Origin of the sequence: Tepidicella baoligensis, from assembly GCF_013432195.1 — a bacterium.
Taxonomy (GTDB): Bacteria; Pseudomonadota; Gammaproteobacteria; order Burkholderiales; family Burkholderiaceae_C; genus Tepidicella; species Tepidicella baoligensis.
This window is the reverse complement of record NZ_JACCDB010000007.1, coordinates 37,052-53,402: the sequence shown is the minus strand read 5'-3', so window position 1 is coordinate 53,402 and position 16,351 is coordinate 37,052. Positions and strand designations below refer to the sequence as shown.

The window sequence follows — 16,351 nt, the reverse complement described above, 5'->3', positions numbered from 1 at the left end:
GCCGAACGATCGAATACAGTCGGGTCATGGTCAAGCCACCACAGACAGCCCAGGGACTGAATGAACATCTGGCGGCCTTCCGGTCGTTGTTCATCACGGTCGCTGCCTTCAGCTTCGTGATCAACCTGCTCATGCTCACACCAGCGGTGTACATGCTGCAGATTTACGACCGGGTGCTGGCCAGCCGCAACACCACCACGTTGCTCATGCTCACGGTCATCATGCTCGGCTTGCTGGCCCTGGAAGCCCTGCTGGAATGGGTACGCGGTCAGGCGGTGGTGCGCGGCAGTGCCGCCATGGACATACGGCTCGGTTCGCGCGTGTTCGAAGCCGCGTTCGGACGCACCCTCCATGGGCGCAACGCGAGTGCCGCCCAATCGCTCGGGGATTTGACGCATATCCGTCAGTTCCTGACCGGCCGAGGGCTTTTCGCTTTTTTCGATGCTCCCTGGACACCGCTGTACCTGCTGGTGATCTTCCTGCTGCACCCCTGGCTGGGAGCCTTGGGTCTGGTGGCGGCCTGTGTGCTGCTGGCGCTGGCGTACCTGAACGAAAAGCTGACCGCCAATCCGTTGCAGGAAGCCAGTCGGGAAGCCCAGCGGGCCACTCAGTACGCCCAGGGCAGCCTGCGCAATGCCGAAGTGGTTGCTGCACTTGGAATGCTCGGCACGCTGCGCCAGGGGTGGCAACGGCGCCAGCAACGCATGCTGGCTCTGCAGGCACAAGCCAGCGATCGGGCAGCTGCCGTCTCGGGGGTCACGCGCTTCACCCGCATGGGTTTCCAGTCCGGCGTGCTGGGCTTGGGTGCCTTACTGGTCATCGACAACCAGTTGACGCCAGGCGGCATGATCGCTGCGTCCATTCTCCTGGGGCGGGCTCTGGCCCCGGTGGACGGGGTGATCGGCCAATGGCGGAATCTGGTTCAGGCTCGGGGTGCGTATGACCGACTGAACGATCTGCTACAGGCACACCCCGAGCCCGAACACCGAACTGCGCTCCCCCGTCCCGAGGGCGTGGTATCCGTGGAAAACCTCGTCGCCGGCCCACCCGGCGGGCGAGTGCCGGTGCTCAAGGGGCTGCGGTTTGGCGCCACCCCGGGCATGCTGGTCGCTGTCATCGGTCCCAGCGCGTCGGGCAAGTCCACGCTGGCACGGGCGCTGGTGGGCGTCTGGCCGCCCATGAGCGGGACCGTGCGGCTGGACGGGGCCGACGTGTCGCAATGGAACAAGGAAGAGCTGGGACCTTGGCTGGGCTATCTGCCGCAGGACGTGGAATTGTTCGAGGGCACGGTGGCGGAAAACATCGCCCGCTTCGGCACGCCGGATGCAGCCCGCACCGTCGCGGCTGCCCAACGCGCCGGCGTGCACGACATGATCCTGCGCCTGCCCCAGGGCTACGACACCCCCATCGGCGAAGGCGGCATGGCCCTCTCGGGCGGGCAGCGCCAGCGCATCGGCCTGGCGCGCGCCATGTACGGCGACCCGGCCCTGGTGGTGCTGGACGAGCCCAACGCCAACCTGGACGAAGCCGGCGACGCGGCACTGATAGGCGCCCTGCGCGTGATGAAAGAAGAAAAGCGCACGGTCTTCGTGATCACCCACCGCATGAACCTGCTGGCCGAAGCCGATGCCATTCTGGTGCTCGCCAACGGCACCATCCAGGCCTATGGCCCGCGCGATGCCGTCATGAAAACCTTGCGCCCGCTGCACAAACCCGCCATGGCCACCGCGTCACCGGACGCGCAGTTGCCCAATGAGGCTCAAACATGAGTGCCGACGCCCCCACCCCTGCCCTGCAAAGCGCCCATGTCGTGGCTCCCGCCACCTCGCTCACGCTGGACGCGGAACCACTGCCCCACGAGACACCAGTCCTGCCCGACACCGACTACCAGCGCATCCTGCGCCGGGGGCTGTGGATCCTGCTGCTCGGCTTCGGCGGCTTTCTGGCCTGGGCCACCCTGGCCCCGCTGGATGAGGGCATCCCAACCTCCGGCATGGTAGTGGTAGAAAGCAGCCGCAAGACCATCGATCACCTGCAAGGCGGCATCGTGGAGCAGATCCTGGTACGTGAGGGCCAACGCGTCAAGGCGGGTGACGCGTTGCTCGTGCTCAACGAGACACAAAGCCGCTCGGCCCTGAATGCCACGCAAACCCAGTGGCTGACGGCCATCGCCACGCTGGCACGACTGCGAGCGGAGCGCGACGACACGCCGACCATTGCCTTCCCTCCTGAACTGCAGGCCGCCGCCATCAACGACCCGGAGGTGGCCGCGCTGATCCGCACCCAAGAAAGCCTGTTCCGTTCCAGGCGCCAGGCGCTGTGGGGGGAGCTGCGCATCATCCGCGAATCGGTACGCGGGCTGGAAATGCAGCTCGCCAGCCTGGCCCAATTGCGCCAGGGACGGGAAACCCAGATCGCACTGTTCAACGAGCAGCTCGTCTCCTTTCGGGATTTGCACAATCAGGGGTTTGTCTCGCGCAACAGCCTGCTCGAGTTAGAGCGCCAGCTCGCCGAGGTACAGAGCAAGCTCAGTGAAGACATGTCCAATATCGCGGGCATCAACGCCCGGCTGGCCGAGTTCCGGATGCGTGGCGCGCAGCGCGAAACCGAGTACCGGCGCGAAGTGGAAAGCCTGCTCACCGAGATCCAGCGCGAGGTGGCCACCTTGGGTGAACGCCTGAATGCGCAGCAGGATACCGTCAACCGCCTGGTGCTGCGTGCCCCGGTGGACGGTATCGTGGTGGACCTGACGACGCATACCGTGGGCGGCGTGGTCAGGCCCGGCGATCGGGTCATGGACATCGTGCCCGATGACGACAACCTGATCATCGAGGCGAGGCTGGCGCCTCAGTACATCGACCGGGTGCACCCCGGCCTGTCGGCCGACGTGCACTTCGACGCCTACTCGGCACGGGTAGAGCGCCCCGTGATCACCGGCGAAGTAACCATGGTGTCGGCCGACGTGCTGACGGACCCGCTCAGTGGCCATCCCTATTTCGCCTTGCGCATCCACGTCAGCCCTGAGGAAGCGGACAAGCTGCGCGGCCTGCGGCTGCAACCGGGCATGCCGACGACGGTCATGGTCAAGACCGGGGAACGCTCCCTCATGGTTTATTTGGCCCAACCGCTGCTGCGCCGCTTCACCACCGCCCTCACGGAAAGTTGACAATAACAAGATGAACCCGTTGCGCATCCCTGCCCATCTTCGCCTCACGCTCCTCGGCCTCGCGGCTCTGCTGGGTGCCTGCGCCAGCCCGCCACCCGCCCGCCAGGAAGCGCCCACCACCCCGTCGACCCAGGTGTTTCGTTACACGGGTGGGCTGCTCACAGTCAAGACGCAGGGCACCACCTGCCTGCTGGAGCTCAAAGGGGAAATCCAGGCGGCCACCGTCCGGCAGATGACCGCGCCGTTGCAGGCCATCGAGCAGGCCGGATGCACGCACAAGACACTGGCGCTGGACGCCACCCAGGGGGTACTGGGCGATGCGATCACGCTCGGCTCCATGATCCGCAACCGCGGTTACAACACCCAGGTGGCACCGGGGGCCACCTGCAACACCCCCTGCATGATGGTGTTTGCCGCCGGTACCGAGCGCTGGCTGCCTGCAGAACCCGTGCCGGCGCGCATCGCCTTCTCGCAGATCCCGCCCGACGCCGATTTCGGCCGCCATGTGTGCGAAACCGAACTGAGCCGAGGCCAGCAACTCACGCTGTTGCGCTATTTGCGGGCCATGCTGCCGCCGCCGACGGCACTGGCCGTGTACCAGAAACTGGAAGCGGCGAATTGCCGCAGCCCCGACGTGTACGGCCCCCAGGAAGCCCTGGCCATGGGGCTGGCCACGGCCGTTCGCTGAAGGCGCTGCGGCTGCGGGCCTGACACGTCAGAACAGCTCGATGTCGCCGGCCGGTGGCAGCGCCGGCGTGGAACGCAGGGCCGGCTCGGTATCGAAGCACACCACCCGGTTACGCCCACCTTTTTTCGCCAGATAGACCGCCTGGTCGGCACGGTCGAAGGCAGCAGCCGGGCTGTCCTTGGAGCGGATCTGGGTATAGCCCAGGCTCACGGTGATGCGACCGACCTGCGGGAAGTCGTGCGTCTCCACGGTGCGGCGCAGGCGCTGAAACAGCGAGTCGGCGATGGCCGCATCGGTCGAAGGCAGCAGCACCACGAACTCCTCGCCCCCAAACCGGTAGAAGCGGTCTTGGCGGCGGAACACCTGTCGCATCAGCCGCGCCAGCAGGATCAGCACCTCGTCGCCAATGAGGTGCCCGTGCTCGTCGTTGACGCGCTTGAAATGGTCCACATCCAGCACGCCGAGCCAGTAACCGGGAGGGCCGTCCTCATGCCGGCGCTCCGGCCGCCCTGACATCGGGGCTCCCGAGTCGGCGTGCTGAGGGGACTCCCAACTGTTCATGCTGAGGCGCCAGAAGGTTTCGTCGAACGACTTGCGGTTGAACAGCCCTGTCATCGGATCACGCTCGGCTCCGTCCAGCAGGCGCAGGACGTGCTGATACGCCTGCACCAGATACCCGATGAACTCCAGGGTGTCGCTGTCATGCGGCGGCGACCAGACGCACAACAAAGTCAGCTCACCAAACTCGGAACGCATTTCCCAACACTGGCAAGCGCCGCGGTCTGGCATGGGGGTGTTGTCGAGCAGTTCCGCTTGCTCGACCAGCTCTGCGCGCTCCACGGTGGGCCAGGACAAAACACCCTGCCGCAATAATTGCCCGAGCTCGCGCCGATCGCGAGCCCCGATCAGCCGGGTCACCCACGCCAGCGCCGACGACTCGACTTGTCGGGAGGAGCTGGACGGTAGGGGAGCTGCGACAAACATGGCACCTGATTATGTCAGGCCGCACGTTTCGGTGCACATCTGGCGTTTTCCATGAGAAGCATGCTGCATGCGGGCCGCCAAACGCTGCAGGGTCAGTGGGCCTGCTCCCAGTTGGCGCCCACACCCACCTCGGCGAGCAGTGGAACCTGCAACCGGGCCACCCCGGCCATCAAGCGCGGCACCTCGGTCTTGAGCCAGTTCACCTCGGCTTCGGGCACCTCGAACACCAGCTCGTCGTGCACCTGCATGATCATCTTCGTGCCCTTGCCTTGCGCGTCCAGCGCCTGCTGCACCGCCACCATGCTCATCTTGATGAGGTCGGCCGCGGTGCCCTGCATCGGCGCGTTGATGGCGGCGCGCTCGGCGGCGGCGCGGCGCGGGCCATTGGGGCTGTTGATCTCGGGCAGGTAGAGGCGGCGGCCGAACACCGTTTCCACGTAGCCGCGCGCCTTGGCCTGGGCCTTGGTGTCGTCCATGTAGCGGCGCACCCCCGCGAAGCGCTGGAAGTAGCGCTCGATGTAGTTTTTCGCCGCCGTGTTGTCGATGCCCAGCGCCTTGGCCAGGCCATAGCTGCTCATGCCGTAGATGAGCCCGAAGTTGATGACCTTGGCGTAGCGGCGCTGCTCGCTGCTGACCTGCTCCGGCGCCAGGCCGAACACTTCGGCCGCCGTGGCGCGGTGCACGTCCATGCCCTCGGCAAAGGCCTTGAGCAGGGCCTCGTCGTTGCTCAGGTGGGCCATGATGCGCAGCTCGATTTGCGAATAGTCGGCACTGGCGATCACGTGCCCCGGCGGCGCGACGAAGGCTTCGCGCACACGCCGTCCCTCGGGCGTGCGGATCGGGATGTTCTGCAGGTTCGGGTCGTTGCTGGACAAGCGCCCGGTCACGGCGACGGCCTGCGCGTAATGGGTGTGGACGCGGCCGGTGCGCGGGTGCGCCATGCTGGCCAGTTTGTCGGTGTAGGTGCCCTTGAGCTTGGTGAGTGAGCGGTGTTCGAGGATCTTGGCGGGCAGCGGGTAGTCCTCGGCCAGCTTTTCCAGCACTTCTTCGTCCGTGCTGCGCGCGCCGGTGGCGGTCTTCTTCACCACCGGCAGGCCCAGCTTGTCGAAGAAGATTTCACCCAGCTGCTTGGGACTGCTGAGATTGAAGGGCTGACCGGCGATGGCGTAGGCCTCCTGTTCCAGCTGCAGGATACGCTGGCCCAGTTCGTGACTCTGCCGCGCCAGGGTATCGGCGTCGATCAGCACCCCGTGGCGCTCCATGCGGTAGAGCACCTCGCTGCTGGCGATTTCCAGCTCGTAAATGGCCTTGAGCTTGTCATCGGCCTGCAGGCGCGGCCACAGGGCCAGATGCACATCGAGCGTCAGGTCACTGTCTTCGCAGGCGTATTCAGCGGCCTTGTCGATGGCCACCTGGGCAAAGGGCATCTGATGCGCACCTTTGCCACACAACTCTTCATAGCTGATGCCGCTACGCCCCAGATGGCGTTCGGCCAGGCTGCCCAAATTGTGCGGCTTGTGAACCTCCAGTACATAGCTTTGCAGCATGGTGTCGTGCGCATAGCCCCGCACCTCAATGCCGTGATTGGCAAACACATGTCGGTCGTATTTGACGTGCTGGCCCAGCTTGGCCGCGGCGGGGTTCTCCAGCCAGGGCTGCAGGCGTGCCAGCACCTCGTCACGCGGCAACTGGGCGGGCACGCCCGGGTAGTCGTGCGCCAGGGGCACGTACGCGGCCTCACCGGGCTTCACGCTGAAGGAGATGCCCACGATTTCGGCGTACATTTCGTCGAGTGAGGTGGTTTCGGTATCGACCGCCACCAGCTCTGCCGCCTCGATGCGAGCCAGCCAGGCATCGAACGCCTCCCAGGTCAGCACGGTATCGTAGCGCCGAGGGGGCACGGCGGAGGCGCTGCGGGGTGCAGTGGCGAACAGCTCACCGCTCATACCGGCAGAAGGGCTGGCGGCTGTTGGCCCTGCGCCTGGCGCCCGTCCGGCATGGTTTGGGGGCTGCGTCAGCGAACGCGCCAGGCTCTTGAAGCCATAGCGCTCGTAAAAGTCGCGCAGGGCGGCGTCTTGACGCTCACGCAGCGCCAGACTGTCCAGCGCGGGCAGACCGGGCACAAAACCGTTGAGGTCGCAGTCGGTCTTGATCGTCACCAGTTGCCGCCCAGTGGGCAGCCAGTCCCGCGCCTTGCGCAGGTTCTCCCCGGCCACGCCCTTGATCTGCTCTGCATGGGCCAGCACCCCGTCGAGAGAGCCGTATTCCAGCAGCCACTTGGCCGCGGTCTTGGGGCCCACCTTGTCCACGCCGGGCACGTTGTCCACCGCATCACCCACCAGGGTCTGGTAGTCCACCATCAAGCGAGGGGGCACGCCGAACTCGGCGGTCACGCCCGCCACATCGCGCACCTTGCCGCTCATGGAGTCCTTGATGGTGATGTGTTCGTTGACGAGCTGGCTCAGGTCCTTGTCGCCGCTGGAGACGATCACGCGCACCCCCTGCGCGGCCGCCGTGGCCGCGAGCGTGCCGATCACGTCGTCGGCCTCCACGCCGGGCACATCCAGCACGGTCCAACCCAGCAGGCGCACCACCTCCTGAATGGGCGCGATCTGGGCACGCAAGTCATCGGGCATGGGGCTGCGGTGGGCCTTGTATTCAGGGTACAGGGCATCGCGGAAGGTAGGGCCGGAGGCATCGAACACGCAAGCCGCATAGTCGGCTGGGTGCTCTTTCTGCAACGCCTGCAGCATGTTGATCATGCCGCGGATGGCACCGGTGGCAGGGCTGCTGGGGTCGCCCGGCACGGCGCGCAGATCGGGCATCGCATGGTAGGCACGGTAGAGGTAACTGGAACCGTCCACCAGCACCAGGGTTTTCTGGGGTTCGCTCATGTCAAGATTGTGCCGGCAAACCAACGGGGGCATTGCCTACAATGGAGGCATGGACCGCTTTTCCCACCGCCGCCCGACATCGCGCGCGCGCCTCGCGCGCTGGATTTCTCCTGCCTTCCTCGCTGCCCTGCTCACGGTTGGCCAGGCTCATGCCGAAACCACCTCGGGCGAAGCGCTGGAGCGCGAGCCGGTGCGCACGCTGGAGCAGAAAACCGAGCGCATCGTACACCACGACGCGGGCAGCCGGATCGAAGAACTGCGCGTGGGCGGTCAGACCCGCAGCATCGAGGTGCAGACCAACAGCCGCGTGCCAGGCTATCAGGTGCAGCCCATCGACCCCGCCCGCAGCCCGGACGACAAGGGGCCGGCAGGCAAAAGCAGCTGGCGCGTGCTGAAATTCTGATCATGGCCGTCTTCACCGAAGTCTCACGCGATGAGGCCGCGGCGTTGCTGCGCCGGCTCGGCCTGGGGGAACTGACCGACATGGCAGGAATCACCGGGGGCATCGAGAACACCAACTATTTCGTCTCCACCGAGCGCGAGGGGCAGCGGCATGACTACGTGCTCACGCTGTTCGAGCGCCTGACCTTCGAGCAGTTGCCGTTCTACCTGCACCTGATGAAGCACCTGGCCGCCAAAGGCATTCCCGTGCCGGCTCCGGCCTGCGATGCCCAGGGCGAGATCGTGCACCGGGTTCAGGGCAAGCCCGCGGCCGTGGTGAACCGCCTGCGCGGCCGCAGTGAACTCGCTCCAGGCACGACGCACTGCACCCAGGTGGGAGCGATGCTGGCGCGCATGCATCTGGCCGGGCAGGACTACGATCGCGAACAACCCAATCTGCGGGGTCTGCCCTGGTGGAATGAGACTGTTCCCGTGGTGCTACCCTATGTGAGCGCCGAGCAGGCGAACCTGCTGCGCAGCGAGCTGGCCTACCAGAACCACTTGGCCGAAACCCCGGCCTACGCATCGTTGCCGCGCGGCCCTATCCACGCCGATCTGTTTCGCGACAACGTCATGTTCGACCATGGCCAGCTCAGCGGGCTCTTCGACTTCTACTTCGCCGGCTGCGACACTTGGCTGTTCGACTTGGCGGTGTGCCTCAACGACTGGTGTATCGACCTGGAAACCGGTTGCGCCGACCCGACACGCGAGCAGGCCATGGTGGAGGCCTATGAGCGGGTGCGCCCGCTCACAGGGGCCGAACGCCAGTTGCTCCCTGCCATGAAACGGGCTGGGGCATTGCGATTCTGGATTTCGCGTCTGTGGGACTGGTACCTGCCGCGCGAGGCGTCTATGCTCAAGCCCCACGATCCCACCCATTTCGAACGCGTCCTGCGCGCACGGATACACGCCTTATGAAGCTGCACAAAGTCCCCGCCAGCACTGGCATCCTATGGGTCAAGCTGGGCATACGCACCTTCTTCCGCCAGCCGCTGGCCTTGGCCGGCCTGTTCTTCATGTTCATGTTGGTGGTGTCGGTGCTGTCCATCATCCCCCTGCTCGGGCATGCCCTGGCTTTGGCGCTGCTGCCGGCCGCCACGCTCGGGCTGATGGCGGCCACCCGGGAGGCCGCGGCCGGGCAATTCCCCATGCCCACCGTGCTGGCCAGCGCTTTCCAGGCGGGCAAGGACCGCATGCGCGCCATGCTGGTGCTGGGCGCGATCTATGCGGTGGGCTCCTTCGTGATCATGGGTTTGACGGCGCTGATCGCAGGCAGTGGCCCGGTGGGCTTCGACCCGGAAAACGTCGAGTCGGCCGGCGAGCTGCTGCGCCAGCCCGGCGTGATGCGCGGCATCATCGTGAGCCTGGTGCTGTACGTGCCACTTGGCCTGCTGTTCTGGCACGCGCCTGCACTGGTGCACTGGCACGGGGTATCGCCCGCCAAGAGCCTTTTCTTCAGCGCCTTGGCCTGCTGGACCAACAAGGCCGCGCTGGTCGTCTATTTCCTCGGCTGGACCGGCGTGTTCTTCGGCGTCTCGCTGGTGCTGGTGCTGTTCGCCACGGCCTTCGGCGGACCGCAGTTGTTGAGCCTGCTCCTCTTCCCCGTGGCCATGCTGATGAGCGCGATGTTCTTCTCGTCGCTGTACTTCACCTTCCGCGACAGTTTCACCACCGACGAAGGCAACACACCGGCCTGAGCCATGATGGCCCCGTCTAGATCGGCGTGAGCTTGGCCACGCTGAGCGCCAGCCATTTGGTGCCGTGGCGGCTGAAGCTGACCTGGGCACGGGCATCGTCACCCTGCCCCTCGACGGTGAGGACACGCCCTTCACCAAACTTGTTGTGGAACACCTGCATGCCGGCCCGGATGCCGTGGGGGGACTCGCTGCTTCGAGGCACAGGTGTGGCGGGTGCCGACGAGACGGGAGCACGGGCATCCCCCATCAACCCGCTGCGCCCCCAGGCAGGCTGCCCTGCGACCCCGCCCTGCCCATGGTTCGCCCACATTCCCTGCTGGGGCGTGAGCCATTTCAGGCTGGTTTCGGGCAGCTCATCGACAAACCGACTGCGCAGGTGGTAGCGTGTCTGCCCGTGCAGCATGCGCGTCTGGGCGTGGGTCAGGTACAGCCGCTTGCGTGCGCGGGTGATGGCCACATACATGAGGCGGCGCTCTTCCTCCAGGCCCTCCAGGCTGCTGAGGCTGTTCTCGTGCGGGAACAGCCCTTCTTCCAGCCCGGTGATGAACACCGCATCGAACTCCAGCCCCTTGGCGGCGTGCACGGTCATGAGCTGCACGGCGTCTTCGCCGGCCTGGGCCTGGTTGTCGCCCGACTCGAGCGCGGCGTGGGTCAAGAAGGCCACCAACGGGCTGAGCGTCTCACCCGTGTCGGGCAACGCCTCGGGCAGGGGAAGATCCAGCATGGGCGATGACGCATCCAGCCCCTGGCTGGCAGGCGACTGGCTGAGCCCTGCCCCGCCGGTCGGCGCGGTTTCGTCCAGCGGCAAGGCCACCGCATCGCGGCCAAAGCCCTCCTGCATCACGAAGCTTTCGGCGGCATTGACCAGTTCTTCCAGGTTCTCCACCCGGTCGGCACCGTCGCGGTCGGCGCGGTAGTGCTCCAGCAGCCCACTGTGCTGCAACACCAGCTCGATGATCTCGCGCAGGGTGGCCCCTTCGGTCTGCTCGCGCATCACGTCCACCTTGGCCACGAAGGCCGAGAGGTTGGCACCGGCCTTGCCGCTGAGCCTGCTGACCGCGTCGTGCAGCGAGCAGCCGGCGGCTTTCGCGGCGTCCTGCAAAGCTTCGATCGAACGGGCCCCGATGCCCCGTGGCGGAAAGTTGACCACGCGCAGGAAGCTGGTGTCGTCGTGGGGATTGTCGAGCAGGCGCAGGTAGGCCAGCGCATGTTTGATCTCGGCGCGCTCGAAAAAACGCAACCCGCCGTACACCCGGTATGGCATGCCAGCGTTGAACAACGCACTTTCGATGACGCGGCTTTGCGCGTTGCTGCGGTAGAGCACCGCCACCTCGTGGCGCGGGTAGCCGTCGTTGCGGATGAGCTGCTTCATCTCGTCCACGATCCACTGCGCCTCGGCAAAGTCGGTGGGCGCCTCATAGACGCGCACCGGCTCGCCGGCGCCCTGGTCGGTGCGCAAGTTCTTGCCCAGGCGACCTCGGTTGTGTTCGATGAGCTGGTTGGCTGCCTCCAGGATGTGCGCGTGGCTGCGGTAGTTCTGCTCCAGCTTGATCTGGTGTCGAACGTTGAATTCGCGCACGAAGTCGGCCATGTTGCCCACGCGCGCACCACGGAAGGCGTAGATGCTCTGGTCGTCGTCCCCCACCGCGAGCACGGCGTTGCCACCGGGCACGAAACGGCCGTCCACCTCGTGCCCGGCCAGCTGCTTGAGCCAGGCGTACTGCAGGCGGTTGGTGTCTTGAAACTCGTCCACCAGGATGTGGCGAAAACGCCGGTGGTAGTGCTCGCGCAGCGGATCGTTGTCACGCAGCAACTCAAAGCTGCGCAGCATCAACTCGCCAAAATCCACCACGCCTTCGCGCTGGCACTGGTCTTCGTAGAGCTGGTAGATCTCGATCTTTTTTCGGGTGTCCTCGTCACGCGCCACCACCTGAAAAGGGCGCAGACCGTCTTCCTTGCAGCCGGCGATGAACCACTGCAGCTCCTTGGGCTTGAACCGCTCTTCGTCGATGCCGTACTGCTTGACCAGCCGCTTGATGGCGCTGAGCTGGTCCTGTGTGTCCAGGATCTGGAAGGTTTGTGGCAAATTGGCCAGCTTCCAGTGGGCCCGCAACATGCGGTGGCAAAGCCCATGAAAGGTGCCGATCCACATGCCCCGCACGTTGATCGGCAGCAGGGCCGACAGACGGGTGAGCATTTCCTTGGCTGCCTTATTGGTGAAAGTCACGGCCAGAATACCGCCCGGCGTGACCTGCCCGGTGCTCAGCAGCCAGGCGATGCGGGTGGTGAGCACCCGCGTCTTGCCCGAACCCGCTCCCGCCAGGATGAGGGCATGCTCGGGGGGCAGCGTCACAGCGGCGAGCTGCTCCTCGTTGAGGGATTGCAACAGGGCAGAGGCCGAAGCCGATTCGGGCGAAACAGAAGCGAACATACACCGATTGTAGGAACTGCCACCTGCGCCCGACGGCGGATGTGCGCCCGACGGCGGGTCAGCGTTGTGGGTCGGGCGCTTCCATCACGATTTCCACGCGCCGGTTCTGGCTGCGCCCCTGCGGCGTGGCGTTGGACGCGATGGGCCGGGTCTCGGCCAGACCGGCCGCCCGCAGGCGGGTCGGGTTCAGACCCCGGGTTTCGAGGTGCCGCACCACCGCTGCGGCCCGCGCAGCCGACAGCTCCCAGTTCGACGGAAAACGCGGTGTGTTGATGGGTATGTTGTCGGAATGGCCTTCGACGACGATGGTGTGGTCCGGGGCCTGGTTGAAGGCCGGCAACAGTCGGTCGATCACCTCGCGGCCAGCCGGCGTCAGCGAGGCATCGCCAGAGGCGAACAACACCTCGCTGCTGATGCGGAAACGCATCACGCCCTGCCCCGATGTGACCTCGATGCCCTGCCCCAGATCGCCCAGCTCGATGGAGGGACGCACCGGGGCTTCACGCACATCCACCGGATCGCCTTCGACCCGCTGAGCAGCCGTGGTTGGATGCGGCAGCGGGATCGGTGGCACGATGGTCGTGCCGGCATCGGAGGCCGTCTGGGCGACGGGGGATTGCCGATCCAGCGCGATTTCACGCTTTTCACCCCGAAACGACTCGCTCACCGGCTCGGAAAACGCCAGCATCACCACCATCATGGCGAGCAACAGCGTCATCACATCCAGGTAGGCGATCAGCCAGGCCTCTTCTTCCTGGGGAGGAACGGGTTCGGTGTGCCAGCGCTCGAAGCGGCCACTGCGCAGGGCGCTGATGGCCCGGTTGGGGCCGGCACCGCCAGCTGCCTGGGCTGCGGGAGCCGAGGCTGGGGCCTGCATCTCGCTCAGCATCTTCTCCAGCAGGGTAGCTCCACCACTCATGGCCGGGGGCCCGCTCCGGCGGCGGGCTTCTTGGCTGCGGGTGCCCGGCGCAACAGGCCCGGACGGCGCCCGTTGTCTTGAGGACCGTCAAAAATCTCGTCTTCGTAGTGCGCCACGAAGGACTTGAGCGTCTCGCGCATCAGCGAGGGGCTGCGCTTGGCCGTCATCATGGCAATCCCCTGCATCACCATGTTCATGAGCACCACGCGCTGCTCGGTGCGGCGTTCGAGCTTCACGGCCACCGGCTTGAAGACCAGATTGGCCAGCAGGATGCCGTAGAAGGTGGTCATCAGGGCCACGGCCAGGTGCCCTCCGATCACCACCATGTCGCCGGTGCCGAGGATGTCCATCATGTTGACCAGCCCAACCAGCGTGCCGATCATCCCGAACGCGGGCGCGTAGCTGGCCATCACGCGAAACAGTTGCGCCTCGGCCGCTTCCTTGGCCCGCAGCCGCGCGATGCGCCATTGCAGCAGGTCCAGAATGTCCTCTTCGGGCGTGCGCTCGATCACCAGTTGCACGCCCGTGCGCAGGAACGGGTTGGTCACGCGCTGCAACGCCTTCTCGACCGCCACCGGGTCATCCCGTATCCACAGGCGCGAGACGTCCACCAGCTCCTCGATGTCCTTCTGGGTGTAGAGCTGTTCGTTGCGAATCACCGTCTTGATCAGCTTGAACACGCGCAACACCTCCTTGAGCGGGTAGCTCATGAAGGTGGCGGCCATCGTCCCCACCAGCACGATACCGAGGCCCGGCAGATCGATGAACAGCAGCGGATCCTCAGCCGCGAATATCATGACGACGACCAGCAGCAAGACGCTGGCCACCATCCCGATCAGGGTGGATGGGTTCATCCGGGGGACTCCTCACGGCGGCACGTCAACACCATAGACTGTCATTGTGCCGCATCACAGGCAGCCACCGGGGTTTTCTAAAGCCCGAAAAGCAGGCCAGTGGCTCGCCTGTTCCGGCGAATCGCCGCGCGCCGGCCAGGGCAACCCCTTCCGGGCGCGGAAGCCCCCATCCGTCAAACTGTATACAATCAGTCACCGGGCCCAAGATTCTGGCGTCCGGTTTTTTGTTGCCGGATTCAGGCCAAGCGCTCACTTTTTTGTTTTGGACTGGGAGCCTGGCTCATGGAAATTTTCGACTACGACAACATCCTGCTGCTGCCGCGCAAATGCCGCGTGGTAAGCCGCTCGGAATGCGATACCTCGGTGCAACTCGGCCCCCGGCGCTTCAAGCTGCCGGTGGTGCCGGCCAACATGAAAACCGTGATCGACGAGAAGATCGCCGAATGGCTGGCCGCCCACGGCTACTTTTACGTGATGCATCGCTTCGATCTGGACAACGTGGCCTTCGCGCGGCGCATGCACGGCCTCGGCTTGTTCGCCTCGATCTCGCTGGGCGTGAAAGCGGCCGACTACGCCACCGCCGACCGCCTGGCCGCTGAAGGCCTGGTGCCGGCCTACATCACCATCGACATCGCGCACGGCCATGCCGACAGCGTGCAACGCATGATCGCGCACCTGAAAGAAAAGCTGCCGCAGAGCTTCATCATCGCGGGCAACGTGGGCACACCCGAGGCGGTGATCGACCTGGAGAACTGGGGCGCCGACGCCACCAAGGTGGGCATCGGCCCGGGCAAGGTGTGCATCACCAAGCTCAAGACCGGCTTTGGCACGGGTGGCTGGCAACTGTCGGCGTTGAAGTGGTGCGCGCGCGTGGCCACCAAACCCATCATCGCCGACGGCGGCATCCGCGAGCACGGCGACATCGCCAAGTCCATCCGCTTCGGCGCCACCATGGTGATGATTGGCTCGCTGCTGGCGGGGCACGAGGAGTCCCCCGGCCAGACGGTGGAGGTGGACGGCAAGCTCTACAAGGAATACTACGGCTCCGCCAGCGACTTCAACAAGGGGGAGTACAAGCACGTGGAAGGCAAGCGCATCCTGGAGCCGATCAAGGGCCAACTGGCCGATACGCTGCGTGAAATGCAGGAAGACCTGCAAAGCTCCATCAGCTACGCCGGCGGCAAGCAGTTGATGGACATCCGCAAAGTGAACTACGTCGTCCTGGGGGGTGACAACGCAGGCGAGCACCTGCTGATGTGATTCGGCGGCTCAGCCCGCCAACAGCTCCTGGGCCAGCCGGTGCAGCCGGTGACCGGGCTCGACCAGTGCCTCCAGCACGCTGAAGTGGTTCAGGCCCGGGAGCAGCTCGCACACCGGCACACGCTTGCGCCCCCAGGCCTGGCGGATCAGCCGGTTCTGCTGCTGGAACGCCTCGCTCTCATCCCCACCCGCCACCGCGTACAGCCGCCCTTTCTCGGGCCGGGGCAGAAGAGCGGGGCTGACCCGGCGAACCTGCGCTGGCGTGAGCCGCAGGTCGGGCTGGAGAAAAGAGGTCTTGCGCAAGGGGGCCAAGTCGTACAGGCCGGAAATCGACAGCGCCCGCCGCACCAGATGCTCGGGCAAGTCGCCACCCACCTCCTGCCAACGGCACAGCAGCAACATGGCGGCCAGATGCCCCCCGGCCGAATGCCCGACCACGCTGATACGCGACGGATCGCCGCCATGGGCTGCGATGTGCCGATGCGTCCAGGCCAGCGCCCGGACCATCTGCAGCGCGATCTCGGGAATCGTGACGGCCGGGCACAAGGCGTAGTTGGGCACCACCACGCACACCCCCTGCCGGGTGAACACCGGCGCCACGAAGGAGTGGTCGGACTTGTCGAGCGAGCGCCAGTAGCCTCCGTGGATGAACACCATCACCGGCGCCGACGATGCACCCCCAGTCACGGGGAACACATCCAGCGTCTCGTTCGGCCCCGGACCGTAGGGCACATCCAGCACCACCGGCTGACTGGCGCGTGCCCGCTCGGAATCGGCTTGCCAGCGCTGAAAATGAGCCGCGAAATCGGGCACGAGCGCGCGGTTGTTGTATTGGTGATCCAGCTCTTTCACACGGCGGCTTGACATCGGACTCTCCTGTAAGATTCGCCCAGACCAGTGACCGCGAAGACGGACACGGTCGATGGATATTACACATCTGGCGTCGTTGACCATGCTGAACTTTGCGCTTTCGCCTCCGCCGGCATCTCGGTTGCATTTTCCGGGAACCAGGTCACT

13 protein-coding genes are annotated in these 16,351 nt (G+C 65.6%); 7 read left to right on the top strand and 6 right to left on the bottom strand.

The window, feature by feature from the left end:
• The first annotated feature begins 26 nt into the window (after positions 1-26).
• From HZS63_RS08915 to HZS63_RS08905, 3 genes are read left to right on the top strand one after another with little or no spacing between them, the layout of a single operon-like run.
• Entirely contained in the window at positions 27-1,769 is a 1,743-nt protein-coding gene (locus HZS63_RS08915) for a type I secretion system permease/ATPase (RefSeq protein WP_180683688.1), read from the top strand.
• On the top strand, positions 1,766-3,166 hold the full coding sequence (locus HZS63_RS08910) for an HlyD family type I secretion periplasmic adaptor subunit (protein WP_180683687.1): 1,401 nt from the start codon (positions 1,766-1,768) through the stop codon (positions 3,164-3,166). The genes HZS63_RS08915 and HZS63_RS08910 overlap by 4 nt, the downstream gene beginning before the upstream one ends.
• Positions 3,167-3,176: 10 nt before the next feature.
• Positions 3,177-3,854 carry a hypothetical protein gene (locus HZS63_RS08905; RefSeq protein ID WP_180683686.1) on the top strand — a complete coding sequence of 226 codons (678 nt, stop codon included), beginning with the start codon at positions 3,177-3,179 and terminating at the stop codon, positions 3,852-3,854.
• 27 nt (positions 3,855-3,881) lie between these two features.
• Here the strand turns inward: HZS63_RS08905 and HZS63_RS08900 are convergent, their stop codons facing one another.
• Together HZS63_RS08900 and polA are read right to left on the bottom strand one after the other, a co-directional pair.
• Complete coding sequence (locus tag HZS63_RS08900) at positions 3,882-4,838, bottom strand: GGDEF domain-containing protein (protein ID WP_180683685.1); 957 nt, start codon at positions 4,836-4,838, stop codon at positions 3,882-3,884.
• A gap of 92 nt (positions 4,839-4,930) precedes the next feature.
• Positions 4,931-7,732: a DNA polymerase I gene (gene polA, locus HZS63_RS08895; RefSeq protein ID WP_180683684.1), complete on the bottom strand. Its 2,802-nt coding sequence runs from the start codon at positions 7,730-7,732 to the stop codon at positions 4,931-4,933.
• Positions 7,733-7,781: 49 nt separating this feature from the next.
• Here polA and HZS63_RS08890 point away from each other — a divergent pair, with 49 nt between their 5' ends.
• Genes HZS63_RS08890 through HZS63_RS08880 form a run of 3 tightly spaced genes read left to right on the top strand, consistent with a single transcriptional unit; the run spans position 7,782 to position 9,870 of the window.
• Positions 7,782-8,135, top strand: a complete 354-nt coding sequence (locus HZS63_RS08890; RefSeq protein ID WP_180683683.1) for a hypothetical protein — start codon at positions 7,782-7,784, stop codon at positions 8,133-8,135.
• Between the two features lie 2 nt (positions 8,136-8,137).
• Positions 8,138-9,091, top strand: coding sequence for a homoserine kinase (locus HZS63_RS08885; RefSeq protein WP_180683682.1), 954 nt, complete (start codon positions 8,138-8,140; stop codon positions 9,089-9,091).
• Complete coding sequence (locus HZS63_RS08880) at positions 9,088-9,870, top strand: BPSS1780 family membrane protein (protein ID WP_180683681.1); 783 nt, start codon at positions 9,088-9,090, stop codon at positions 9,868-9,870. The genes HZS63_RS08885 and HZS63_RS08880 overlap by 4 nt, the downstream gene beginning before the upstream one ends.
• Positions 9,871-9,886: 16 nt before the next feature.
• Here the strand turns inward: HZS63_RS08880 and HZS63_RS08875 are convergent, their stop codons facing one another.
• From HZS63_RS08875 to HZS63_RS08865, 3 genes are read right to left on the bottom strand one after another with little or no spacing between them, the layout of a single operon-like run.
• Positions 9,887-12,301, bottom strand: a complete 2,415-nt coding sequence (locus HZS63_RS08875) for a UvrD-helicase domain-containing protein (RefSeq protein ID WP_180683680.1) — start codon at positions 12,299-12,301, stop codon at positions 9,887-9,889.
• 58 nt (positions 12,302-12,359) lie between these two features.
• Complete coding sequence (locus tag HZS63_RS08870) at positions 12,360-13,220, bottom strand: OmpA/MotB family protein (protein WP_219339144.1); 861 nt, start codon at positions 13,218-13,220, stop codon at positions 12,360-12,362.
• Positions 13,217-14,074, bottom strand: a complete 858-nt coding sequence (locus HZS63_RS08865; RefSeq protein ID WP_180683679.1) for a motility protein A — start codon at positions 14,072-14,074, stop codon at positions 13,217-13,219. Before HZS63_RS08865 ends, HZS63_RS08870 begins: the two co-directional genes overlap by 4 nt.
• A gap of 282 nt (positions 14,075-14,356) precedes the next feature.
• On the opposite strand from HZS63_RS08865, the gene HZS63_RS08860 reads away from it, so the two are divergent.
• Complete coding sequence (locus HZS63_RS08860) at positions 14,357-15,334, top strand: GMP reductase (protein WP_180683678.1); 978 nt, start codon at positions 14,357-14,359, stop codon at positions 15,332-15,334.
• Between the two features lie 9 nt (positions 15,335-15,343).
• On the opposite strand, the gene HZS63_RS08855 is transcribed toward HZS63_RS08860, so the two are convergent.
• Entirely contained in the window at positions 15,344-16,201 is an 858-nt protein-coding gene (locus HZS63_RS08855; protein WP_180683677.1) for an alpha/beta hydrolase, read from the bottom strand.
• Between the last annotated feature and the right edge of the window lie 150 nt (positions 16,202-16,351).